Raw genomic sequence first — 22,223 nt, 5'->3', positions numbered from 1 at the left:
GGCCAATGGAAAGCCGAAGCTCGTTGCCCTGATCGCCGTCGCCCGCAAGCTGCTGACCATCCTCAATGTCATGATCAGGACGAAAACACCATGGCAACCCGCTTGACAGCGAACACAGTCGCTCACCCGTCTCGCCGCTTATCGCGGCGAGCCACCCTCTCCCACAAGGGGAGAGGGTGAAGAGGCAACCCTGTCCGCCAGCCGAAACCGCAGCGTGAACTCCGCGCCGCCGCCGGGAAGATTTTCCACCGCCACCGTCGCGGCATGATCGTCCGCGACCCCGCGCACGATCGAGAGCCCGAGGCCCGCGCCGTCGCTGCGCTGGCGGTCGGCGCGCCAGAAGCGCTGGAAGATCAGCTCGCGCTCGGCCTCCGCAATGCCGGGGCCGCAATCGCGCACGCGCACCGAACCGTCCTCGCGCACCTCGACGTCGACGGCGGTATCCTTCGCCGTGAACTTGATGGCGTTTTCGGCGAGGTTGAAGATCGCGCGCTGGAGCATCTCCGCATTGCCGTGGATCAGCACCGGCGCGTCGGCGCCCTTCAGCGCGATGTCCTTGTGCTGCGCGATCGCGAACGGCGCGATGGAGCCGACCACCTCGGCGCAGACGGCGCGCAGGTCCGCGGTCTCGCCGGGATCGAGCACCAAGGTGTCGAGCTCGGCGATCTCCAGCAACTGGGCGACGATGCGGCTCATGCCTTCGATGTCGTCGTGCAGCGCCTGCCTTGCGGCGCCATCGCCCAGCGTCTCGATCCGCGTGCGCAGGATCGTGAGCGGCGTCCGCAATTGATGCGCGGCATCCGCCGTGAACTGCCGCTGCACGCGAAAGCCGTCCTCGAGCCGGTCGAGCGCCTGGTTGACGGCGATGACGAGCGGCATGATCTCGCGCGGGATCTGCTCCGTCGGCAGGCGGATGTCGGTGCGCGCCGGTCCGATATTGCTGGCCTCCTCCGAGGCCTTCCACAATGGCGCGATGGCGCGGCGGAAGATGATGATGTCGGCGGCGAGCAGGATCAGCAGGATCGGAATGGTGATCCACCCGACCCGGCGGAAGAAGTTCGAGATGATGTCGTCGATGATGACGTCGCGATGCGCCAGATCCTCGGCGACGCGGATGCGCACGATCTTGCCGTCGATGATGCGGGTGACGCCGGCGCCGGAAATCGTCTCGGAAAGTGTCGGCGGCGCCGACGCTGCCGCTCCCGTCTTGCGGCGGGACGAAAACAGCAAACGGCCGTCGGCATCGCGGATATCGTAGAGATAGCGGCCGTAGGCTTCCGAATAGAGGCCCCGCAGGCTGTCCGGCAGGTTGAACGTCAGCAGGCCGTCCGGCGCGGCGACAATGCGCTCGGCCAGCACCTCGGCCTGCGCCCGCATGGCTTCGCGGTGCAGCTGGTCGACTTCGGAATTGAGCAGCCAGAACAGCACCAGCGGAAGGAAGATCGCGACCACCGCGACCGCCACGATGTGCATGAACACGATGCGCCAGATCAACGATTTGAATGTCGGCGATCTGCCATAGGCCCCGGCGGCCGCCACGCTATTTCTCCTCGGACATGAGATAGCCGACGCCGCGGATGGTGTGGATCACGACCTTGGCGCCGTGCTCGGTGAGCTGCTTGCGCAGCCGCGAGACGTAGACCTCGACCGCGTTGGAGGCGACCTCGCCTTCGAGCCCGAAGATGTGGTCCTCGACGTTCTTCTTCGGCACCACCCGCCCCTGCCGGCGCAGCAGGATTTCCAGCACCGAGGTCTCGCGCGCGGAGATGATCCGCGGCTGGTCGTCGACGAAGATCTGGCGGCTTTCGGTGTCGTAGACGAGATTGGCGAGCCGCAGCGAGCGGCCGAGCAGTTGGCCGGGCCGGCGCAGGATCGCCTCCAGCCGCGCCACCAGCTCCTCCATGGCGAACGGCTTTGCGAGATAGTCGTCGGCGCCGCTGCGCAGGCCGCTGACGCGGTCCTGCAGGCCGCCACGCGCGGTCAGCACCAGCACCGGCAGCGGCTCCATCTGCCGGCGCAGCTCGCGCAGCACCGACAGGCCGTCGCCGTCGGGCAAGCCGAGGTCGAGGATCATCGCAGCATAGCTGACGCTGCTGACCGCCTCGCGTGCCTCGGCCGCGGTGCTCACGATGTCGCTCTGGTAGCCGGCGGCCGACAGCCCGGCGGCAACGAGCCGCGACAGCTCGACATTGTCCTCGACGATCAGAAGGCGCATCGCAGTCCCGCCGGATGTTCCGGTGCAATCACGGCTCGCGCCGCATCTTCGCTCTCTTCCACCATTCCGGCCGCCTCGGCCAGCGAAAAAGCGCGTGGCAAGCTAGCCCGCGCCCCTGTCAGGTTCGTGTAAGCCGACCTGGGCGCGTTCCCATGATGATTTACTCGATCACCTCGTCCGCGCCGGCAATGACTGCTGCGGAGAACGGATGGCCGAGCAGTTTCGCGGCCTTCAAATTGACAACGAGCTCCACCTTCGTGACGAGTTGAACCGGAAGATCAGAAGGCTTCTCGCCCGACAGAATGCGTCCGGCATAGATACCCGCGCGACGGTGCGACTGCATGAAATCTCCTCCGTAGCTCATCAAGCCTCCAGCCACGGGAAAGTCTCGGGTCTGCGTGATTGCGGGCAATTGATATTTCATCGCGAGAGCCGCCAGCCGGGCACTGCGAAATGCAAAATAAGGGTCGGAGGTAAACACAACTCCGCCTGGCCCGTCCCTGGCAACGGCCGCGAACACGGATTCAAATTCATCCTCCTTGCTTGCGCTATAGATCTGCAGTTGAACCCGCAGGGTTTCTGCGGCCGCCTGAAGCTTCTGCAATTGTGATGGTGCGGTCGGACTTGTCGGGTTGGCGACCACCGCCAATCTGGTCGCCGTGGGCAACAGGTCGCGCATCAGCTCAAGCCGCTTTGGCGACACATCGACGCTCAGGCTCGATACCCCCGTGATATTTCCGCCCGGCCGCGACAGGCTGTCCACCACGCGTAGCTGAACGGGGTCGCCGCCCATCTCGAACACGATAGTCTTGGTCGTACCCGTACCCTTCGCGGCAAGTGCCACGGGAGCCCCGCCGGGAGCCACGATCAGATCTACATTTCTGGCGACCAATTCGGCAGCCAGGGCTGGCAATCGAGAGTATTGTCCGGCGGCCCACTGAAAGTCGATCGCCACATTGCGCCCCTCGACGAAGCCGGCTTCCTCCAGTCCCTGTCGGAAAGCCTCAAGTCGACTGCCAAAGAGCTCGGGTGACTCCGGGCAAAGATATCCGATGACCGGCATGGAGGGCTTCTGCCCATACGAGACGGTCGTCCACGTCGCGGCGCCTGCCATCCAAAGAAGAAAATCACGCCGTCTGGCGCGTCTGCGTAGCGTTGCTGCTTCAGAGTTGGCGCACCTCATGCCCACGGACCCGCTGCCGTCAGCCGTTTGCCGGAGCATAGCCCCGGATACGCGGACAGTCTCTAGCGGATTGTGCCGGGCATCCCGCGGCCACTCGGCTCGAGAGCCTCGAAAGATATTCCGAAGACTGGAATGGCTTCGTCAAATCCTTTGATCTCGCGGCCCCCGAGATCCTCAACGGGCCGCCTGCCCTTGACGTCGGCGGCGACTTTGGCGTCGATCAGGATTTCCTTGTCTGCGGCAGATCCGCACAGCCGGGCCGCAAGRTTCACGACGCTTCCAATGGCGGTGTAGTCGAGCCGGTCCTCGTATCCGATCCGGCCGACAGTCGCCGGCCCGCTGGCAAGGCCGATTCCGAAACCAATGTGGTAGCCACGCGATCGCCAGCCGGCGATGAGGGCTTGCACGTTCGTCTGCATGTCGATGGCGAGATCGATGGCTCTCAATGCAGGCTCTACGACCGGGACAGGTGCGTTCACCAGCACCATCAGTCCGTCTCCGGAGAAATTGATCAGCGTTGCCTCGAATTTCGTGATGACCCTGCCAAGGCTTTCATAATATTCCGACAGTACGCTCATGACGTCCTCGGGCGCGGCGCCTGCTGAAAACGCGGTGAACCCCCTCAAATCGCAGAAGACAACGACGACTTCCGTACGGCGGCCGTCCAGCACGCTGTCATCGCCGGCTCGATCGACGAGATCGGCGACCTGGGGGGCAAGGAACCGCTTGAGCTTGGCGATGCGCTCCTGGTGCTGCTGCGCCAGCGCCAGCTCGGACGCCATTCTGTTGAAACTGTTTGCAAGACGCTGGAACTCGTCCCCGGTGTGGATTGAGATGCGGTGGTCAAAGGACCCGGCACCAATCCTCTCCGTGCCCTCCTCGAGCAGCTTGATCGGCTCCGTCATCCGGTGCGCCAGTGCATAGGCAAGTATCCCTGCGAGCATGGTGCTGATTGCGAGGAGCATTGCCGTCCGCCACAGGGCGGAATAGATCGGCGCGTAAGCTTCGGATAGCGGCTGCACGACCACGACTGTCCAGTCGGGGCCCAGTACGGGAGCAGCGCTGGCGGCAACATAGTGTCCTTGCGCATCCCGGCTCGTTGCGAAGCCCGCTTTCGACCCTATCGCGTCCCGCACAGCCCGAAATGGTTTGGAGGTTGCTTCCTCCGCCCCGCGGAGCACGAGGCTGATGTCGGGATGGGCGATCAGGCGACCCGATCGGTCCAGGACGAAGGCGGAGCCGGTCTTTCCGACCTTGATCGCCGAGATCACGTCCCAAATCAGCTTGAGGTTCACTTCGGCTATGACCGCGCCGACAGCCGGCCGGTTGCCGGCAATCCCGACCGTCAAGTACGGTTCGGAGCCTCGATTGTAGCTGACGTCGCTGAACCAGATCTGAGCTGCGCGGGCACCAACCAGGGCGGGATCGGCTGATCGGTCCGTGCGGCTCTCGATACGATTGAGGCCGATCCGCGAGATGTAGAGACGCTCCAGGCCATTGCCGTCGAGGAGTGTGAGACTGACGATGGCAGGCGCTTGTCGAAGCAGGCGCAACGCGTCGGTCCGCCGGCGTTCGTCGAACTCGTCACTCCATGGAAGCTGAACCAGCCAGCCGAGCTGACTCGTGATGCCGTGGATGAAATCGTGAATTTCGGCGGCCGCGGATGCGGACTGGAGGCTAAGCCACTGGTCGAGCCTCGCGCGCTGATCGCGATAGCCGAACCACGCCTCAATGACGCCGTTGAATGCAAGTGGGATCGCGACAGCCACGAACAGCGCGAACAGATATTTATGAAAAAGGCCGCGAAACCGATCCTGAGGAATCATGATCCGGTCTCCTGATAATCACATAAATACAATGACCCAGAATAACATGTCGCTCCGCCGTCGGGTGGGGTTCATTCGAACCCGAGCGTACCGGTGCACCCTTCGCGCTTTCTAGGGCCGACCAGCCACGCGGTCCGGCGACAAATTGGCGCCATGGCTGAATTGTCGGCCGATGTCAGCCTCCGGCTGACTGGCCTTCGCGCCGCACGCCGGCTTTTGACCACCCTGAACGGGCGTTGCTGCCGGGCAGACGTAGCATGCGCCGCAGCCACGTTGATCTAGGTCAAGCATCACCCCCGCCTTTGGCCTCACGTCATGTTCAGCCCCATTGAGGCGGCGACGTCGCCTTTCAGTTCGCTGGCGCCCGGCAATTTCCAGCTCGGCGTCGCATTCTTCCAGTGGCCTCCTCTCCCTCCTGATCCTGCAGCAGGCTTATTGGGGGTTCGTCGACGAGGACCTTGCTCATGATAACAATTCCAGAACTGACGTCCCAGGCGCTCGGTGCGTTCCTCATCTCGGAGACAAAAGGCCGCTTCGGCTCATCGCATGCCAGCTTGCCGGAATTGCTCCCTTACGCGGCGAAGCTGGCCCTGGAATGTATCGGCAACAGCGATGCATTGTATCACAACGTGGAGCACACCCTGTTGGTCACGCTGGTGGGGCACGACATCCTGATCGGCCGCTCACTTCTGAGGCAAACCACGGCCAGCGATTACGCTCACTTTATCCTGGCCTGTCTGATCCACGACATCGGCTACGTTCGGGGCGTCATCTACGGAGACCAGGAGGGCGCCTATGTCGTTGATGGTACCGGCCGAACGGTTGAGTTGCCGGTCGGCTCCTCCGATGCAGCGCTTGCGCCCTATCACGTCGATCGCTCAAAATTGTTCGCGGTGGAGCGCCTCGACGCAGTCGACCAGATCRACGCCGCGCGCGTTGCCCAGGCCATCGAATATACCCGCTTTCCCTATACAGACGCACCAACGAGCGAACTCAAGGATGATCTGGACGAGGAAGAAGGTTTGTTGCTGCGCGCCGCTGATCTGATCGGCCAGCTCGGCGATCCGAACTACATGAAGAAATCAAATGCGCTCTTCTATGAATTCGAAGAGATAGGGCTCAACAAATCGCTCGGATACGCCACACCCGCGGACGTGGTGCACAAATATCCGCAGTTCTACTGGACCAAGGTCGCACCGCAAGTCCCGACGGCGATCCGTTATTTGAACGTAACCTCGAGCGGAAGACAATGGATCAGCAACCTGTATGGCAATGTCTTCCGCGCCGAGCGCGAGGTTAGACTGTCTGGTCCGCAGCTGTAGATCGGTGGTCTTGAACGGTGATTTCCGGCGCGACCAACACGCGCGCGGGTCCGGCTCGGACGTCACGTCCACATGGCAGTCAAAAGCGAGTGACCGGTTGAACGAAGGCTGGATTACACGCTAGATTGCCGAAGCCCGCTTTGACAAGGCGCCCCGTTCTGGAGTTTCACGTGCGGATCCTGATCGCGCTGCTTCTGTCGTTCGCCACCGTTGCTCATGCCGAAAACCCCGGGCTCATGTCCGGCCTGATCAGTGCGCCCATAACATTGCCCGTCAGGATGTTCGGCAAGGATTTGACGCTGGACGGCTATGTCGTTCGCCCGGATCGTCCCGGCCGATTTCCGTTGGTGATCATGACTCATGGCACCCCAGGGGGATGGGATGACGCGTTCTTCCGCAACATTGCCAAGCGTACTCCGACCGCCTTCAACACACCGGCCGTAGCTCTGGCCCAGCGTGGCTACGCGACCTTGTCCATCATGCGTCGTGGCTTCGGCCTGTCTGGAGGGAGCTACTCCGAGGAACTGCTAAGGCCGTGTGATTACCTCGCGGCCGAGCGCATTGCGGCAGACGACATCATTGTGGCGATGGCGGCGGCCCGACGTGAGCCCTGGGTCGATCCCGACCACATCCTGCTGCTCGGCCACTCAACCGGCGGGCTAACCATGCTCGCCGTCGCCGAGCGAAATCCCGCCGGCGTCGTAGGCGTTCTGAACTTCGACGGCGGTTATCATGCGATGGCCAAGCCGGACGAAGCCTGCAGCCCCGATCGTCTCGTGGGCACAGTGGCATCACTCGGCCGAACCGCCCGCGTACCGGCGCTTTGGCTCTACGCCGAAAATGACCGGTCATATGGCCCCGAACTCGCGCATCGGATGATCGCCGCATACACGGCCGGCGGCGCGCCGGCGCGATTGCAGATCCTGCCGCCCTTTGGAACCGACGGTCATGACCTCATCATAGGGGCAGCGGCCGAAACCTGGCTCACAGTCGCTGAGCCGTTCCTTGCCGAGCTTAAACTGCCGACCGCGGTTACGATCGATCTGCCAGAGCCTGCACCGCTTCCAACACCAACCGGTCTTTCGCCGGACTGCCAGAGGGCGTTTGCCAGCTATGTGGCCATTCGCAGCGACTTCAAGGCATTTGCCATCGACGATAAGGGAGCCTGTGGCCTGGCACCCGCCAGCCGGACGGCAACGGAAGCGCGCGACAGGTCTGTCGCGGAATGCAAAAGCAATACTTCCGGCACAGCCTGCCATGTCTATGCCGTCGGCCAACGTACGACCGAGAACTGAACGACGCAATATGCGTCGATCCCAACAAGCTGACTAAACTGATTTAGTACGGTGCCGCAGAAAAGCGGCTCTGAGTTCGGCCAGTTGGTCGCTCGTTGCTCCCAGCTCTGCGTCGGCTCGATCTGTGAGCAAGTCGACGTAGGCAATCGGCTGATCGAACTGGCTCGCTGTGAAGTCGTACCGCCGTCCTTCGATCCGATTGTAGAAATGATCGCCCGCCGGCAGAGGCGTCTTCAGCAGCTCGCCGCCGAAGAGTTCGTGAACGAGCAGCGCCGTGACGTTGCACTGCCCTGCCGCCGGATTGTTCGGCGTCCATTGGCTGGAAGTCGACAGCGACCATGCCTTGCGCAGCGCGCGTTGAACCTCATCGGGATCGAAGCTCATCGTCACCTCACGGGATCGGCACCGAAGCGCCAATTTCGGATTATGCGATGTTGGCTTTTTGCCACTGTTTTGCCCGACGTGTCAAACGGGTTCGTTGCTGGGTTGAGCCCCAACTCCATCCACTCGTCATTGCGAGCATAGCGACTTGTCCGCCGAAGCCTCGGCGAAGGCGGAAGCAATCCAGAGTCCATCCGCGGTGACGGTCTGGATTGCTTCTTCCCAAAGGCTCTTCGCAATGACGATGCGGGAACGGACGCGCGGCAAATGACGATGTCATTCCAGATGCCGCGATCAGGCAAAATCGCCGCGTTGGCTCCGGCTGCGCGACGATTGCCCCTTCCTGCTGATTTGCCCCAACGGTCCAAATGGTTAGCAGCATTCACAGGGCAACCTGCCCTCATCGCGCTTCTACTGTGCATGGGGTTGTTTTTCATATTTTTGTTTGGGCGGCCGCTGGCTGCAAAAGAAAAAGCCCGGCCTCGCGAACGAGGCCGGGCTCTGTCGTCTTGCGACGTTTCGAAAGATCAGCCGCGGGTGCGCGAGCGGATCATGAAGCTGTCGTAGGTGTATTCGGCGACCTGCCACCACAGATATTCGTCGGAGCGGTAGGCCTGCATGGCGTCGATCGACTTCTTGAAGTCGGGGTTCTTGGCCGAGATCTCGCCCCACAGCTCGTTGGTCGACTTGAGGCAGGCCTCGAGCACTTCGTTGGTGAAGGGACGAAGCTGGGTGCCGCCGGCGACCAGACGCTTCAGCGCCGCCGGGTTCTGCATGTCGTAGCGCGCGGCCATCCAGCTGTTGGCGTTGGCCATCGCGTTGGTGAGGATCGCCTGGTAGTTCTTCGGCAGCGAATTCCACTTGTCCAAATTGGTGAAGGCGTGGACGGTCGGACCACCTTCCCAGAAGCCGGGATAGTAGTAGTACTTGGCGACCTTGGCGAAGCCGAGCTTCTCGTCATCGTAGGGGCCGACCCACTCGGCGGCGTCGATGGTGCCCTTCTCGAGTGCCGGATAGATGTCGCCGCCGGCGAGCTGCTGCGGCACGACGCCGACCTTCTGGAGCACCTGGCCGGCGATGCCGCCGATGCGCATCTTGAGGCCGGAGAGGTCCGCAACGGTCTTGATCTCCTTGCGGAACCAACCGCCCATCTGGGTGCCGGTGTTGCCGCAGGGCTGACCGATCACGTTCGACTTCTTGAAGAACTCGTTGCCGAGTTGCTCGCCGCCGCCCTGGTACCACCAGGAGTTCTGCTGGCGCGCGTTGAGGCCGAACGGCACCGAGGCGTAGATCGCCCAGGTCGGGTCCTTGCCGACATAGTAGTAGGAGACGGTGTGGCACATCTCGACCGTGCCGTTCGAGGTCGCATCGAGCGCCTGGAGGCCGGGGACGATTTCGCCGGCGGCGAACACCTGGATCTGGAATTTGTTGTCGGTCATCTCGGCGACGTACTTCGCCAGCTGCTCGCCACCGCCATAGATGGTGTCGAGCGACTTCGGGAAGCTCGACGTCAGGCGCCACTTGATCTCGGGCATGGACTGCGCGATCGCCGGCGAGGCCACCGCGGCGGTCGCCGCCGCGCCTGCTGCCGACACTTTCAGGAAATCACGACGCTTCATCTTCAGGTCTCTCCTTGTTGGGGCGTTTCCCCTAAACTTCCTCGTTGTCGCCGCTCGTTCCGGCGACGCGTTTTTGTCGCGTCGAACCGAAGGGGCTTGACTGCCGTGGCCTTTAACACGGAAGCCCCGCTTTCGGAACGCGACAATGGCATGACGGGGCTCTACGAAAGTCGCATGTCCCCAAAAGACCGGCTCAGGCCGCGGCGATAACGCCTTTGAGCTGGTCCCGGACCTGCCCCGCAATGGCGCGATAGATCGCCGCATGAGGGCCGTCCGGCTCGCTGTCGACCACGGGATTTCCGGCATCCGAGGTGGCGCGAATCGCCATGTGCAGGGGGATCTCGCCCAGGAACGGTACCCCGAGCTTCTCGGCCTCGTGGCGCGCGCCGCCATGGCCGAAAATATCCGATTTCGTGCCGCAATGCGGGCACTGGAAGTAGCTCATGTTCTCGACGATGCCGAGCACGGGCACGTTGACCTTCCTGAACATCGCAAGCCCCCGCCTTGCATCGATCAGGGACAGGTCCTGCGGGGTCGAGACGATCACGGCACCCTTGAGCGGCACGTTCTGCGCGAGCGTGAGCTGGGCATCGCCGGTACCGGGCGGCATGTCGACCACGAGTACGTCGAGGCTCCCCCATGCGACGTCGCGCAGCATCTGCGTCACCGCCGACATCACCATCGGACCGCGCCAGATCATCGCGGTCTCTTCCTCCACCAGGAAGCCGATCGACATGATGGCGAGGCCAAAACGCTTGAGCGGAATCATCTTGCGCTCGCCGTCCAGCGCCGGCTTCTCGTGCAGGCCCGTCAACCGCGGCACCGAGGGGCCGTAGATGTCGGCATCGAGCAGCCCGACCCTGAGGCCGAGGTCGCGCAGGCCCAGCGCCAGGTTGAGCGCGGTGGTCGACTTGCCGACGCCCCCCTTGCCCGAGGCAACCGCGATCACGGCAGCGACACCCGGAATCTCGGACTGGCGAGCCATCGGCGATTGGGCGCCGCCCTGCGGCGGTGGCTTGTGGGCGTGGACCGGCTGCACGCCCGGCGTGCCGCGGCTCGGCGTTGGCGGCGGAGGTGGCGCGGCGCCCGGCTTGCGCTCGGCGGTCAGCGCCACCATCACGGTGGTGACGCCGGGAATGGCGCGCACGGCGGCTTCGGCTTCGGCCCGGACGGATTCCCAGGCCCGCGCCTCGGCGGCATCGACGTTGATCGAGAAGAACACCTTGCCGTCGGCCGCGCTGATCGCGCTCAGCACATTGGCATTGGTGAGCGCGACCCCGCGGGGCGACTTGATCCTGGCGAGGCTGTCGAGAACCTGTTGCTGCGTCACGCTCAAAGCGCATCTCCTGAACAGAGCATGATCCGGAAAAGTGTGGAGCGGCTTTCCGATCAGATCACGCTCAAGGCTTGAGGATGCCCCATTAGAGCGGAAACGGCCAAAAGGCTACTGCTTGCCGATATCGTCTGCCATCTCCGCGGGGGCAGCCCCCTGCTCCGCAGCGGCCTCGTAATTGAGCTCGATCATGACCCCGTTGGGGTCGTGGACGAAGATCTGCCAGAGGTCGCCGCCGGGCACCTGGCGGGAGTCGAATTTCATGCCCTTGGACGTCAACCGCTGCTTCATGCCGTCGAAACCGCGGCTGACGAAGGCGACATGGTGGACAACGCCGGAATCCGGCTTTTGTGGCTCCGAGGTCGGGGAAATATCGACGAGGTGCACCACCGGCTTGCCCTCGCTGTACATCCAGGCCCCCGGGAAGGCGAAATCGGGCCGGGCGCCTTTTTCCAGGCCCAGCACGTCCTCATAGAAGCGGACCGTCTCGGCCAGATTCCGGGTCCGGATGTTGAAATGATCGAGGACACCAACGCTCACGCCGCCCATGCTTTCGCTCCCTTTTTTATGTAGGACCTTAAGTCCCGCCATCCTAGCACAGGCGGCTGCCAAACGAAGCCGTTGCCCTCTGGCCTCAAGGGTTTATGGTGCGCTCCTAATCCGCCCTCATAGCGGAACCGGGCGCCCCCTCGCCCGGCAAAAACCGTAAAACCCAAACTACGGACAAGGTACCACACATGGCTAAAGTCGCTTTCCTCGGTCTCGGCGTGATGGGCTTCCCCATGGCCGGACACCTCGTGAAAAAAGGGGGCCATGAGGTCACCGTCTATAACCGCACCGCGGCCAAGGCGAAGGAATGGGCGGACAAGTTCGGCGGCAAGACCGCGGCGACCCCGAAGGCGGCAGCCGAAGGCCAGGACTTCGTGATGTGCTGCGTCGGCAACGACAACGATCTGCGCGCGGTCGCGAACGGCCCCGACGGCGCGTTCGCCGGCATGAAGAAGGGCGCGACCTTCGTCGACCACACCACCGCCTCCGCCGAGGTCGCACGCGAGCTCGACGCTGCCGCCACCAAGGCCGGTTTCAAGTTCATCGACGCTCCCGTTTCCGGCGGCCAGGCCGGCGCCGAGAACGGCGTGCTGACGGTGATGTGCGGCGGCGCGCAGGACGCCTATTCCGGCGCCGAGCCGATCATAACGGGCGCTTATGCGCGGATGTGCAAGCTGCTCGGGCCCGCCGGCTCCGGCCAGTTGACCAAAATGGTCAACCAGATCTGCATCGCCGGTTTGGTGCAGGGCCTCTCCGAGGGTATCCACTTCGCCAAGAAGAGTGGCCTCGACGTCGCCGCCGTGATCGAGACCATCTCCAAGGGCGCAGCGCAGTCCTGGCAGATGGAGAACCGCTACAAGACCATGAACGAGGACAAGTATGATTTCGGCTTCGCGGTCGAATGGATGCGCAAGGACCTCTCGATCTCGCTGGCCGAAGCCCGCCGCAACGGTGCCAATCTGCCGGTGACCGCGCTGGTCGACCAGTTCTACGCCGAGGTCGAGAAGATGGGCGGCAAGCGCTGGGATACGTCGAGCCTGCTCGCGCGCTTGAACCGCTGACACCTGTCGAACTGATCCCGCCTTGCTGATCGCGATCGCCGTCATCTTCGTTCTGGCCTATGCGGCGATCGCGCTCGAACACCCGCTCCGGATCAGCAAGAGTGCCACGGCGCTGATCGGCGCCGGGCTGCTCTGGGCGATCTACGCGGCCACGATCGGCGACCACGCCATGGTCGGCCGGCAGATCGACGAATCCGTCGTTTCCACCGCGCAGATCGTGTTCTTCCTGATCGGCGCGATGACCATCGTCGAGGTGATCGACGCCCACGACGGTTTCGAGGTCATCACCTCCCGCATCAGCACGACGAGTCAGGTCCGCCTGATGTGGCTGATCGGCTTCGTGACCTTCTTCCTCAGCGCGATCCTGGACAATCTGACCACCACCATCGTGATGGTCTCGCTGATCCAGCGGCTGATCGCCAGGCGCGACGACCGCCTGCTGTTCGCCTCCCTCATCGTCATCGCCGCCAATGCCGGCGGCGCCTGGACCGTGATCGGCGACGTCACCACGACCATGCTGTGGATCGGCGGGCAGATCACGCCGCTGAAGATCATGGGTTCGGTGTTCCTCCCCTCGCTGGTCAATCTGCTCGTGCCGCTCGCCTTCATCAGCCTTCTGGTGAAGGGCAAGACCATCGCACCGCCGCCCAAGGACGACGGAGTTCAGCTCGTCGGGTCGTTCGAGCGCAACCTGATGTTCTATCTCGGGCTCGGCGTATTGATCGCCGTGCCCGCCTTCAAGGCGGTCACGCATCTGCCGCCCTTCATGGGCGTGCTGCTCGGGCTCGGCATCGTCTGGCTGGTCGGCGAGGTCGTTCACCGCGACAAGGACGAGCATGTTCGCCGTCCGCTGACGCTCGCGCATGCGCTGACGCGGATCGACATGAGCTCGATCGTGTTCTTCCTCGGCATTCTGCTGGCGGTCGCCTGCCTCGAACATGCGGGCCTCCTGTCGATGCTGGCGCGCTGGCTGGAGGCGACGATTGGCCGCCAGGACGTCATCGTCGTCGTGCTCGGCCTGCTCAGCGCCGTCATCGACAACGTGCCGCTGGTGGCGGCGACCATGGGCATGTACGACCTCGGCCACTACCCGACCGACAGCTTCCTCTGGGAGTTCATCGCCTATTGCGCCGGCACCGGGGGCTCGATCCTGATCATCGGCTCGGCCGCAGGCGTCGCCGCCATGGGGCTCGAGCGGATCGAGTTCCTCTGGTACGCTCGCCGCATCGCCATCCCCGCGCTCGCGGGCTATCTGGCGGGCGCGGTGGTCTACGTCGCCCAGCATGCGGCACTGCACTGACCGGCACTGCGCGCCTTCAAAATTAACGCCGGGTTAACGTAATTCTTTAGCTCCTTAAGTCACCTCTTAAGGATTTCTTGCCAGAGATAGACAATGCAGAAGGCCCGCCTTTGCGCAGGCAGGAATGTTGTTGTTCGATGAGTAAACCCGCTGAAAAGCCAGAGGTCGTACAGCTTCCGGCCGAGCCGGTGAGCGCGCCATCGGCGAGCAGCCGACGGGCTGCGTCGCAGCGGGTACGCGAGGCGCGCGACAAGTTAACGTCGACCAGCGGAACCCGGCCGGCTTTCGACGCCGAGATGCTGCGCCAATATGCCCAGACGCGGCTGTCGGCCTCCTATGTCGTGATGCTGCTGGTGGTCGCTACCGGCGTGCTGTTCGGGCTGTGGATGCAGCCGATCCCGGCCGCGGCCTGGACCGCCGGCATGCTCTGCATCCACGCCGCGATGATCCGCAGCTGCCACCGTTTCCTGGCAGAGGGCTCCTCGCCCGCGGCGACGCGCACATGGCGGACGCACTTCGTCGTGCTCGACCTGCTCTATGGCCTGTGCTGGATGGCGATCCTGATCCATCCCGTGCTCGACATGGTCACGGAAACGCTGATGATGTTCCTGATGCTGCTGGTGATCGCGGTGTCGAGTATGCTGGCCGCCAATCTGCCGATCGCCGCCCTCGCAGCCACGGCGCCGGTCGCGGTCGCAATGGCGCTGAGCTTTGCAATCACCGGCGCGCTCGACAATTACATCCTAGCGGCGCTCGCGCTCGCAGCCGAAGGCTATTTCGTGCTGCTGGCGCACCGCCTGCACTCCTCGACCTTCGCCACGCTCGAGGCACGCGCCGAGAAGGACGCGCTGATCGGCGAGCTCGAACAGGCCAAGGCGATCTCGGACGAAGCGCGCCACCGCGCCGAATCCGCCAACGTCGCAAAATCGCGCTTCCTCGCGCAGATGAGTCACGAGCTGCGCACGCCGCTAAACGCGATCCTCGGCTTCTCCGAGGTGATGAAGAGCGAAATTTTTGGCGCGCACGCGGTGCCGGTCTACAAGGAATATTCCGCCGACATCCATAATTCCGGCGTGCACCTGCTCAACCTCATCAACGAGATCCTCGATCTGTCGCGGATCGAGGCTGGCCGTTACGAGCTCAACGAGGAAGCGGTGTCGCTGGTCGGCATCGTCGCCGACTGCCATCATTTGATGAAGCTGCGCGCCTCGAGCCGCGGCATCACCATCCATGAGGTGTTCGAGCAGGCCATGCCGCGGCTCTGGGCCGACGAGCGGGCGATCCGCCAGGTCGTGCTCAACCTGCTCTCCAACTCGATCAAGTTCACCCCGCAAGGCGGCGAGATCTGGCTCAAGGCCGGCTGGACCGCCTCGGGCGGGCAATATCTCTCGGTGAGGGATTCCGGCTCCGGCATCCCCGAGGACGAGATCCCGATCGTGCTCGCCTCGTTCGGCCAGGGCTCCAACTCGATCAAGTCGGCCGAACAGGGTGCAGGGCTCGGCCTGCCCATCGCCAAGAACCTGATCGACCTGCATGGCGGCACATTCACGCTGAAATCGAAGCTGCGCATCGGCACCGAGGTCATCGTCACCTTCCCGCCGGAGCGCGTGATGAGTGCGCTGGCGCCGATGTCGGACGATTCTCCGCCGCTCCAGCCGGACAGTTCCGCGGTGCCCGACGAGAAGCGCCGGCCGCGCCACAAGCCGATCATGAGCGCAGGTACGGGCTCTTAACGAGATGCTTGCAGACATGCCCGACGATCCCCCACTATGTCCACATGAGCAAAGAAACGCCGTGCGTCGCCGTCTGCATGATCGATCCGAAGACCAGGCTGTGCTTCGGCTGCGGCCGGACCTTGCCGGAGATCGCGCGCTGGCACGCCATGGAGAGCACGGAACGGCTCGCGGTGATGGCGCTGTTGCCGGCACGCATGGCGGACGCGGGTTTGCAGCCGATCGCGGGATCGCCGAAACGCGCCTGACCGCCCTGCGTCGCCTCGGAGGCGCGCAATGATCCGCTTCCTGCTCGTTCTCGTCATGCTCGCCGRCACGGCCGGTGCCGTTGTCGCCTATGGCGATCCCGACCGGATCGCGCGCGCGAGCAACAAGGTCTCGCACATGTTTCGCGCGCAGATCGCCTCCCCGGCCCCGGCCGTGCAGATCCAGCGCGGCCAGGGTGGCGAATTCGCGCTGCGCGCGAAGATCAACGGCGTCGCCGCTCCGATGGTGATCGATACCGGTGCGACCTCGGTGGTGCTGACCTGGGAAACCGCGAAAGCGATCGGACTGCCGCTCGAGATGCTCGAATACGACGTCGATCTCGAAACCGCGGGTGGCCACACCAAGGCAGCCCGCCTTACGCTCGACCGTCTCTCCGTCGGCCACCTCGTCGAAAAGTCGGTGCCGGCCCTCGTCGTGCCGCGCGGGCAGATGAAGACCAATCTGCTTGGCATGAGCTTCCTCGACCGCCTGGAGAGCTGGGGTGTGCGCGCCGACAAGCTGATGCTCACCGGCTACCCGGAATTGCCCGATCGCCGCGCGCTCCGATAATTCGCTTCGCTGCGCGCCTCATGCGCACGATCAAGGCCCAATCAGTCGGGACTGCCTGAGCCGCACAACGCGATCGGCGCTTGTCAGATCGCCCTTGGCCGCTCTGGCGCCAGTCAAACTGACGGAGCCGCTCCATCCAGGCAGCCCCGCTTGATCCAGTCCGCGAGGCCACCTTTGCGCCAGCGCGCTGCGCAACATCGGCGCGGCTGCCAGCCAACCGCCTAACCCGAGCCCCCGCGAACAATCCATCGATGTGGCATTTCCTCCATTTACAAACCGCCTAGTCGGTTTATAACGGTCCCATTCCCGGATCGGGGTTGGACAAGGCTGCTCCGTGAGGTGCGGCCAAGTGGGAGATTGAGAGTCATGACTGCCAGAGCCGCCTTACGCCGCACGATGCGCGCCCTGCCCTTTGCCGCGGTGTTCGCCGCGAGCAACGCCTGCGCTGCCGACTTGTCGCCGCGCTACGCCGCGCCCTCCTCGGCCTACACTGCGCCGCAGCCGGTGTACTCGTGGACGGGTCTCTATGCGGGCTTCAACGCCGGCTACGCAGAGAGCGGCGACGACGCGTTCAATAATCTCGTCGGCATCAGCGGCGGCAAGGTCAAGGGCGCCGTCGGCGGCATGCAGATTGGCTACAACTACCAGCTCTCGCCGATGTTCGTGGTCGGCATCGAGAATGACTTCGAGGGCGGCGACATCAAGAACCACGACGCGCTCAACAGCGCCGCGGTGAGCATCCCCTGGTACATGACCGGCCGCGCCCGCGCCGGCATCGCGACGATGGATTCACGGCTGCTGTTCTTCGGGACCGCGGGTCTTGCCACCGGCGAGTTGAAGGACGGGCCGATCAACAAGATGAAGATGGGCTGGACCGCGGGCGGCGGCGTCGAATGGGCGTTCCTGCCGAAATGGTCGGCCAAGGCCGAATATCTCTACACCGAGTTCAAGCACGACGATCTGCCGGACTGGAACGCCGCGAAATTCCACACCTTCCGCGTCGGCGTGAACTATCATTTCGATCTGCTCCGCTGAGACGGATCGACGAGGAGCCGGATTTTGCGATCCGGCTCTTCACCCGTTTGGGCTAGGCCGCGGCCTCCGCCGGAGCGCGCGCACCGACACGTGCGATCGCATCGCGCAGCACGTCCACACCGGCGCCCGGCTTCACCCCCTGCTCGGCAAGATGGCGGCGGAAGGCGCGCGCGCCGGGCACGGCGTGGAACGCCCCGACGAAATGCCGCGTGATCGCATGCAGCCGCGTGCCCCGCGCAAGCTGCTGCTCGATATAGGGCATCATCGCTTCGAGCGCGTCCTGCATCGTCGCATGCGGCGCCGCTTCGCCGAAGATGTCTTGATCGACGGAGAGCAGCCGCCATGGCTCCTGATAGGCGGCGCGGCCGAGCATCACGCCGTCGACGTGCTCGAGATGCGCTTTCGCCTCGTCGATACCGGGGATGCCGCCGTTGATGATGATGGGCACATCAGGCATCGCGCGCTTGAGGCGATAGACGCGGTCATAGTCGAGCGGCGGGATGTCGCGGTTCTCCTTCGGCGACAGACCGTTGAGCCAGGCCTTGCGGGCATGCACGATCAGCGCATCGCAGCCTGAGGCGACCACTCCACGCGCAAGCGTATCGAGCGCGACCTCCGGATCCTGATCGTCGATGCCGATGCGGCATTTGACGGTGACGGGAATGGAAACCGCGCCCTTCATCGCGTCGACACATCGCGCCACAAGCTCCGGCTCCGCCATGAGGCAGGCTCCAAAGCGGCCATCCTTCACACGATCCGACGGGCAGCCGACATTGAGGTTGATCTCGTCATAGCCGAACTCTTCGCCGATCCGCGCGGCCTGTGCGAGCTCGCGCGGATCCGACCCGCCAAGCTGAAGCGCCACCGGATGCTCGACCGCGTCGAACCCGAGCAGCCGCTCCCGGTCGCCATGAATGATGGCGCCGGTCGTCAGCATCTCCGTATAGAGCAGCGCCCGCCGCGTCAGATGGCGATGGAACACCCGGCAATGCCGATCGGTCCAATCCATCATCGGAGCCACAGAAAAGCGATAGTGTTGCGATTTCAATGATTTACCTTATGCTTCAACAAGATGAAACATGAACGTGTGCACTCCAAACTAGTCGAAATTGCACACGTTTGTACCCGCTTTGACCTCTTAGTGCACACGTAGCGCACACGATTTGGGGGAGTGCACACGACCGTGGCCAGCTTCACTCAGTTGCCGTCCGGGAACTGGCGCGTCCAGGTCCGCCGCAAGAACCGTTACGTGGCAGAGACCTTCCGTCGCCGCAAGGACGGGGAGGAATGGGCACTCGATATGGAGTGCAACATCGATCGTAGCGGATCACCTAAACCCCGCGCTGCCGTCAGAGCGAAGACGTTCGGCGACATCATCGATCTGCACATCGAAGACATGCTGGAGGTTGGTCGCCCTCCCCGCAAATCGAAGGCAGCCGTCTTGGAGGCGTTGAAGGAGGACCTCGGATCAACGAAGCTTCCCAGGCTCAACCGCGAACGGTTGATTGAATATGGCCGAAAGCGAGCGAAGGAAGGTGCGGGACCAGCGACCCTTGCGATCGACATATCGTTCATCAGAACCGTCGCTACACACGCAGCCGCTGTTCACGGGGTCGAGGTTTCCGCCGAAGAGGTTCGTCTGGCACGTGTGGCGCTAAAGTATCTGGGTCTCGTTGGAAAGTCCGATGAACGAGACCGGCGACCGACTCAGGCTGAGCTTGACGAGCTCATTGATTTCTTCGAATCCAATAATCGGCAGGTCATCCCAATGGGCCGCATCGTCCGATACGCGGTCGCAACGACCATGAGGCAGGAGGAGATTTGCCGGCCCGACTGGCCGGACGTCGACATGAAGAAGCGAATCTTATTGATACGAGACCGCAAAGATCCGAGGGAAAAGGATGGCAACGACCAACAAGTGCCACTCCTGAACCTCACAGGCTATGACGCCTGGGAGCTCCTGCTCCAGCAGCGGATCATTACCATGGGTCTGGGTCGAGTATTCCCGTATAATCATAGATCGGTAAGCGCGGCATTCACGCGCGCGTGCGACGAACTAAAGATCGAGGATCTGCATTTTCACGACTTGCGCCACGAGGGCACCAGCCGCCTTTTCGAAGCGGGATTGCCGATCGAGAAAGTTGCGCTGGTGACCGGTCATAAGGATTGGCGCACTCTGCGACGATACACGAAGCTAAGACCCGAAGAGCTTCACAAGTTGCAAACAGCCCATCAGCCGTCTCTGGAAGAATTTATGCAGGTGTTAAGCTGTTCCAACCGATCGACCGCAAGCAGTTAGTCGATGCGCACGCTGGAAGTCGGCCCCGCTAGCTCTGTTTGCCGTTTGTGTTGGCGAGCATCTCATCCCGTTTGCACGGCACGCAGAATGATTCGATTAATATTCACCTTTGTGTTGCTTCTCTCGTCCTGGGCGGAGGCCGAGACCGTCGACGTGAAATATCGTGGCCCGGTCGATCTCAAACCCTTCACCTGCCAGGAGATCACTCGAAGCAGCGTCGTCAATCGGCTCTGCTACGACGCCTCTAATCAATACGTCATCGTCCAACTCAAAACGACCTACTACCACTACTGCGAAATACCGAAGCCTATCGTCGATGCGTGGCTCGCCGCAGACTCGATGGGGCGCTACTACAACGCCAACATCAAGGGTACGGGTAAGGACGGCCCCTACGATTGCCGGACACACAAGGTGCCGCAGTATTGAGGAACTGACCCTTTTTGGAGGGCTTTTGTGTAGCTTAGAAGAGGCTTCATCAAATGATTCGAAGGAGCTGCTGAAATCACTCGAACTGGCAATGGAACATGTCAGGGCGGCTCTAGTACGGACGGGCACCGAGGTTTAGCTGTCCCCTGCATTACTGGTCGCGGCTACCACTAAAAGATACTCTTGCACCCTTGCCGTTTCTGCTTCTCTTGAAGGAAGGGTCGCTATCAAGAAGCGCCTCGAGCATAAACGGTATCAGCTCAGCCACTTCTTCCTTGCTTCCGTAGGTCTCGGCATAGAAGTCAGCATACTCTCTCAGCCGTTGCGCAAGGCCCGGCGTCAGTATGACGCTCATCTTCACCGGCGTCCGATCGGGCAGTTTTCCAAGCTTCATGCCTCACTTGCCCTTCGTCATCGCCTGACGGTCCGAGTACGGCTTCAGCACCAGATCCTTCGAAACAATCACCCGCAGCGGCCAGCCCGGCCGGACTGTGATCGTTGGCTGCACATCGAGCTCGCGCTCCACCAGTCGCTGACCAGCGCGATTGGTCGTCTGCTGCGCACTTTCCCGCAGCGTCTTCACGAGATCGCTCTCGTCATTGCCGAGCGACAGCTGCGTCCCGACACCGATCAAAGTCGCGAGCGCCACCCCCTTCAGCAATTGCCAGGTATGAAAGTCCACCTCATCTTCGAGCCCGGCATAGCCCGCGACGTCCGTGGCCGGTAAGTTCTCGATCACAATCGAATTGCCGTTCGGCAGAATGAGACGTGCCCACACGACCAGCGCCCTCTTCTGGCCGAAGGCGACGACGCTATCGTACTTGCCCACGAGCCTAGTTCCCTGGGGGATAAGAAGATGCTCACCCGACACGGTGTCATAGACGTTCTCGGTCACCTGGCCGATCGTGGCGCCCGGCAGATCAGAATTCAGGCCAGTCATAAGGCTGGCCGGGATGATCGATCCCGCCATGACGGCATAGGTTGATGGAGCTGGTTGAAGCGCATGGGGATTGGTGGTTTCTGTGTCGGCTTTTGCCGCCACGAAGGCCAGCTTTCGCGCCTGCGAAGACGGAATAATCTCGCTGGACCGATCGACCATGGCCTGAGCCGTCTTGGCTAGATCAGCGGCCGAAGGCCCGGCGTCAGCTGTCGCCGGTCTGAAGGCGGAAGGGGTAGCTGCCGGCACGTCGGACGTATTGATCTGCTTTCGCTTCTCCTGCTTCTCCGACAGCCTGACAAACAGACCGGACTCCTTGGCTTGCTGGGCAATGCGCGTCTGCCGGATCCGCTCGGTTCTCTCGGCGTCCTCCTCCGGATTAGTCCGGAAGCCTCCATCCAGACCCACGCCCGCCTTCTTTTCGTTTTCGGCAAAGGCGCGGCCTATGTCCCCAGGAGACGGTGGCCCAAGCCGAGGTGTCGTTGGGGTGAGGTTTTCATACGACTTCGGCAGCTTGCTGAGGCCCTCGGCTGTCTGCTTGCGGTCGGTGTTGTAGAGCTCCGCTCGATCGGCCGACTTGAACACTCGCAATGGACGGAGCGCGACGATGACCGCTCCGGCGACGAATAGCGCGGCAACGGCGCAGCCGATGATCAACGCACGCCTGTTCAGGCGCCGAATAGGCCGCGGCCGCGCGCGTAGTTCGAGGGGCTCTCGCGGATCCTGAATTGGGCTGTCAATCGGCCCTTTAATTGCGGTTTGTTGTCAAGCTACCATTCTTCCTCTCTCCAGTGACACGCCGGTAGCGATTGCTCCGTCGGAGCTGGTCAGGTTGCGGAGACGGAGCGATCGCGGATGGCGAGACGATTGCCTAGCGGGATTGAGCGGGATTG

At 62.9% G+C, this 22,223-nt stretch carries 21 protein-coding genes and 1 pseudogene; 11 read left to right on the top strand and 11 right to left on the bottom strand.

Annotated features, from left to right (window positions below; all coding sequences use genetic code 11):
• Window positions 1-106, top strand: a pseudogene (locus AB4Z51_RS39290) (IS110-like element ISMex17 family transposase); the annotation flags it as partial.
• A gap of 32 nt (window positions 107-138) precedes the next feature.
• On the opposite strand, the gene AB4Z51_RS39285 reads toward AB4Z51_RS39290, so the two are convergent.
• From AB4Z51_RS39285 to AB4Z51_RS39270, 4 genes are all read right to left on the bottom strand, one after another.
• On the bottom strand, window positions 139-1,539 hold the full coding sequence (locus tag AB4Z51_RS39285; protein ID WP_441268387.1) for a sensor histidine kinase: 1,401 nt from the start codon (window positions 1,537-1,539) through the stop codon (window positions 139-141).
• A gap of 1 nt (window position 1,540) precedes the next feature.
• On the bottom strand, window positions 1,541-2,215 hold the full coding sequence (locus tag AB4Z51_RS39280) for a response regulator transcription factor (protein ID WP_028146749.1): 675 nt from the start codon (window positions 2,213-2,215) through the stop codon (window positions 1,541-1,543).
• Between the two features lie 160 nt (window positions 2,216-2,375).
• Window positions 2,376-3,329 carry an ABC transporter substrate-binding protein gene (locus AB4Z51_RS39275; protein ID WP_071915177.1) on the bottom strand — a complete coding sequence of 318 codons (954 nt, stop codon included), beginning with the start codon at window positions 3,327-3,329 and terminating at the stop codon, window positions 2,376-2,378.
• Window positions 3,330-3,460: 131 nt separating this feature from the next.
• Window positions 3,461-5,224, bottom strand: coding sequence for a cache domain-containing protein (locus AB4Z51_RS39270; protein ID WP_441268388.1), 1,764 nt, complete (start codon window positions 5,222-5,224; stop codon window positions 3,461-3,463).
• A 464-nt stretch (window positions 5,225-5,688) separates the two neighbouring features.
• Here AB4Z51_RS39270 and AB4Z51_RS39265 point away from each other — a divergent pair, with 464 nt between their 5' ends.
• Both AB4Z51_RS39265 and AB4Z51_RS39260 read left to right on the top strand, forming a co-directional pair.
• Entirely contained in the window at window positions 5,689-6,546 is an 858-nt protein-coding gene (locus tag AB4Z51_RS39265; protein WP_441499270.1) for a metal-dependent phosphohydrolase, read from the top strand.
• Between the two features lie 170 nt (window positions 6,547-6,716).
• On the top strand, window positions 6,717-7,841 hold the full coding sequence (locus tag AB4Z51_RS39260) for an alpha/beta hydrolase family protein (protein WP_439034547.1): 1,125 nt from the start codon (window positions 6,717-6,719) through the stop codon (window positions 7,839-7,841).
• Window positions 7,842-7,874: 33 nt separating this feature from the next.
• Here the strand turns inward: AB4Z51_RS39260 and AB4Z51_RS39255 are convergent, their stop codons facing one another.
• The 4 genes from AB4Z51_RS39255 to AB4Z51_RS39240 form a co-directional block, all read right to left on the bottom strand.
• Window positions 7,875-8,225 (bottom strand): YunG family protein, encoded by a 351-nt coding sequence (locus tag AB4Z51_RS39255; protein WP_071915180.1) that lies wholly within the window; start codon window positions 8,223-8,225, stop codon window positions 7,875-7,877.
• 524 nt (window positions 8,226-8,749) lie between these two features.
• Complete coding sequence (locus AB4Z51_RS39250) at window positions 8,750-9,841, bottom strand: TRAP transporter substrate-binding protein (RefSeq protein ID WP_014496209.1); 1,092 nt, start codon at window positions 9,839-9,841, stop codon at window positions 8,750-8,752.
• Between the two features lie 193 nt (window positions 9,842-10,034).
• Window positions 10,035-11,177, bottom strand: a complete 1,143-nt coding sequence (locus AB4Z51_RS39245) for an Mrp/NBP35 family ATP-binding protein (RefSeq protein WP_071915181.1) — start codon at window positions 11,175-11,177, stop codon at window positions 10,035-10,037.
• A gap of 108 nt (window positions 11,178-11,285) precedes the next feature.
• Entirely contained in the window at window positions 11,286-11,723 is a 438-nt protein-coding gene (locus AB4Z51_RS39240) for a VOC family protein (RefSeq protein WP_071915182.1), read from the bottom strand.
• A gap of 188 nt (window positions 11,724-11,911) precedes the next feature.
• Between AB4Z51_RS39240 and AB4Z51_RS39235 the strand changes: the two genes are divergently transcribed.
• The 6 genes from AB4Z51_RS39235 (at window position 11,912) to AB4Z51_RS39210 (ending at window position 17,668) form a co-directional block, all read left to right on the top strand.
• A complete protein-coding gene (locus AB4Z51_RS39235) occupies window positions 11,912-12,784 on the top strand; it encodes an NAD(P)-dependent oxidoreductase (protein ID WP_439034546.1) in 873 nt (290 codons plus the stop codon).
• Between the two features lie 22 nt (window positions 12,785-12,806).
• Entirely contained in the window at window positions 12,807-14,084 is a 1,278-nt protein-coding gene (gene nhaD / locus AB4Z51_RS39230; RefSeq protein WP_071915184.1) for a sodium:proton antiporter NhaD, read from the top strand.
• Between the two features lie 137 nt (window positions 14,085-14,221).
• Entirely contained in the window at window positions 14,222-15,817 is a 1,596-nt protein-coding gene (locus AB4Z51_RS39225) for a sensor histidine kinase (RefSeq protein ID WP_439034545.1), read from the top strand.
• Between the two features lie 44 nt (window positions 15,818-15,861).
• Complete coding sequence (locus AB4Z51_RS39220; protein ID WP_028146760.1) at window positions 15,862-16,065, top strand: DUF1289 domain-containing protein; 204 nt, start codon at window positions 15,862-15,864, stop codon at window positions 16,063-16,065.
• A 28-nt stretch (window positions 16,066-16,093) separates the two neighbouring features.
• Window positions 16,094-16,633, top strand: a complete 540-nt coding sequence (locus tag AB4Z51_RS39215; protein ID WP_441499269.1) for a TIGR02281 family clan AA aspartic protease — start codon at window positions 16,094-16,096, stop codon at window positions 16,631-16,633.
• Between the two features lie 366 nt (window positions 16,634-16,999).
• Complete coding sequence (locus AB4Z51_RS39210; protein WP_208086087.1) at window positions 17,000-17,668, top strand: outer membrane protein; 669 nt, start codon at window positions 17,000-17,002, stop codon at window positions 17,666-17,668.
• Window positions 17,669-17,720: 52 nt separating this feature from the next.
• On the opposite strand, the gene dusA is transcribed toward AB4Z51_RS39210, so the two are convergent.
• Window positions 17,721-18,716, bottom strand: coding sequence for a tRNA dihydrouridine(20/20a) synthase DusA (dusA, locus tag AB4Z51_RS39205; protein ID WP_439034543.1), 996 nt, complete (start codon window positions 18,714-18,716; stop codon window positions 17,721-17,723).
• 135 nt (window positions 18,717-18,851) lie between these two features.
• On the opposite strand from dusA, the gene AB4Z51_RS39200 reads away from it, so the two are divergent.
• Window positions 18,852-19,967: a site-specific integrase gene (locus AB4Z51_RS39200; protein WP_441499268.1), complete on the top strand. Its 1,116-nt coding sequence runs from the start codon at window positions 18,852-18,854 to the stop codon at window positions 19,965-19,967.
• Window positions 19,968-20,054: 87 nt separating this feature from the next.
• Window positions 20,055-20,393: a KTSC domain-containing protein gene (locus AB4Z51_RS39195; RefSeq protein WP_441499267.1), complete on the top strand. Its 339-nt coding sequence runs from the start codon at window positions 20,055-20,057 to the stop codon at window positions 20,391-20,393.
• Window positions 20,394-20,544: 151 nt separating this feature from the next.
• On the opposite strand, the gene AB4Z51_RS39190 is transcribed toward AB4Z51_RS39195, so the two are convergent.
• A complete protein-coding gene (locus AB4Z51_RS39190) occupies window positions 20,545-20,787 on the bottom strand; it encodes a DUF2274 domain-containing protein (protein WP_135216993.1) in 243 nt (80 codons plus the stop codon).
• Between the two features lie 3 nt (window positions 20,788-20,790).
• Window positions 20,791-21,987 carry a TrbI/VirB10 family protein gene (locus tag AB4Z51_RS39185; RefSeq protein ID WP_441499266.1) on the bottom strand — a complete coding sequence of 399 codons (1,197 nt, stop codon included), beginning with the start codon at window positions 21,985-21,987 and terminating at the stop codon, window positions 20,791-20,793.
• Window positions 21,988-22,223 lie beyond the last annotated feature (236 nt).

It is taken from the genome of Bradyrhizobium sp. 2TAF36 (assembly GCF_052114925.1).
GTDB lineage: Bacteria > Pseudomonadota > Alphaproteobacteria > Rhizobiales > Xanthobacteraceae > Bradyrhizobium > Bradyrhizobium barranii.
The sequence above is the reverse complement of the archived record's forward strand: the minus strand, read 5'-3'. Positions and strand labels throughout refer to the sequence as shown.

What these genes read in the sequence shown, in the direction of transcription:
- AB4Z51_RS39280 (WP_028146749.1), bottom strand. Translation starts at nt 2,215, where the DNA reads ATGCGCCTTCTGATCGTCGAGGACAATGTCGAGCTGTCGCGGCTCGTT.
- AB4Z51_RS39275 (WP_071915177.1), bottom strand. Translation starts at nt 3,329, where the DNA reads ATGGCAGGCGCCGCGACGTGGACGACCGTCTCGTATGGGCAGAAGCCC.
- AB4Z51_RS39255 (WP_071915180.1), bottom strand. Translation starts at nt 8,225, where the DNA reads ATGAGCTTCGATCCCGATGAGGTTCAACGCGCGCTGCGCAAGGCATGG.
- AB4Z51_RS39250 (WP_014496209.1), bottom strand. Translation starts at nt 9,841, where the DNA reads ATGAAGCGTCGTGATTTCCTGAAAGTGTCGGCAGCAGGCGCGGCGGCG.
- AB4Z51_RS39240 (WP_071915182.1), bottom strand. Translation starts at nt 11,723, where the DNA reads ATGGGCGGCGTGAGCGTTGGTGTCCTCGATCATTTCAACATCCGGACC.
- AB4Z51_RS39235 (WP_439034546.1), top strand. Translation starts at nt 11,912, where the DNA reads ATGGCTAAAGTCGCTTTCCTCGGTCTCGGCGTGATGGGCTTCCCCATG.
- AB4Z51_RS39225 (WP_439034545.1), top strand. Translation starts at nt 14,222, where the DNA reads ATGAGTAAACCCGCTGAAAAGCCAGAGGTCGTACAGCTTCCGGCCGAG.
- AB4Z51_RS39220 (WP_028146760.1), top strand. Translation starts at nt 15,862, where the DNA reads ATGAGCAAAGAAACGCCGTGCGTCGCCGTCTGCATGATCGATCCGAAG.
- AB4Z51_RS39210 (WP_208086087.1), top strand. Translation starts at nt 17,000, where the DNA reads ATGACTGCCAGAGCCGCCTTACGCCGCACGATGCGCGCCCTGCCCTTT.
- AB4Z51_RS39195 (WP_441499267.1), top strand. Translation starts at nt 20,055, where the DNA reads ATGATTCGATTAATATTCACCTTTGTGTTGCTTCTCTCGTCCTGGGCG.
- AB4Z51_RS39190 (WP_135216993.1), bottom strand. Translation starts at nt 20,787, where the DNA reads ATGAAGCTTGGAAAACTGCCCGATCGGACGCCGGTGAAGATGAGCGTC.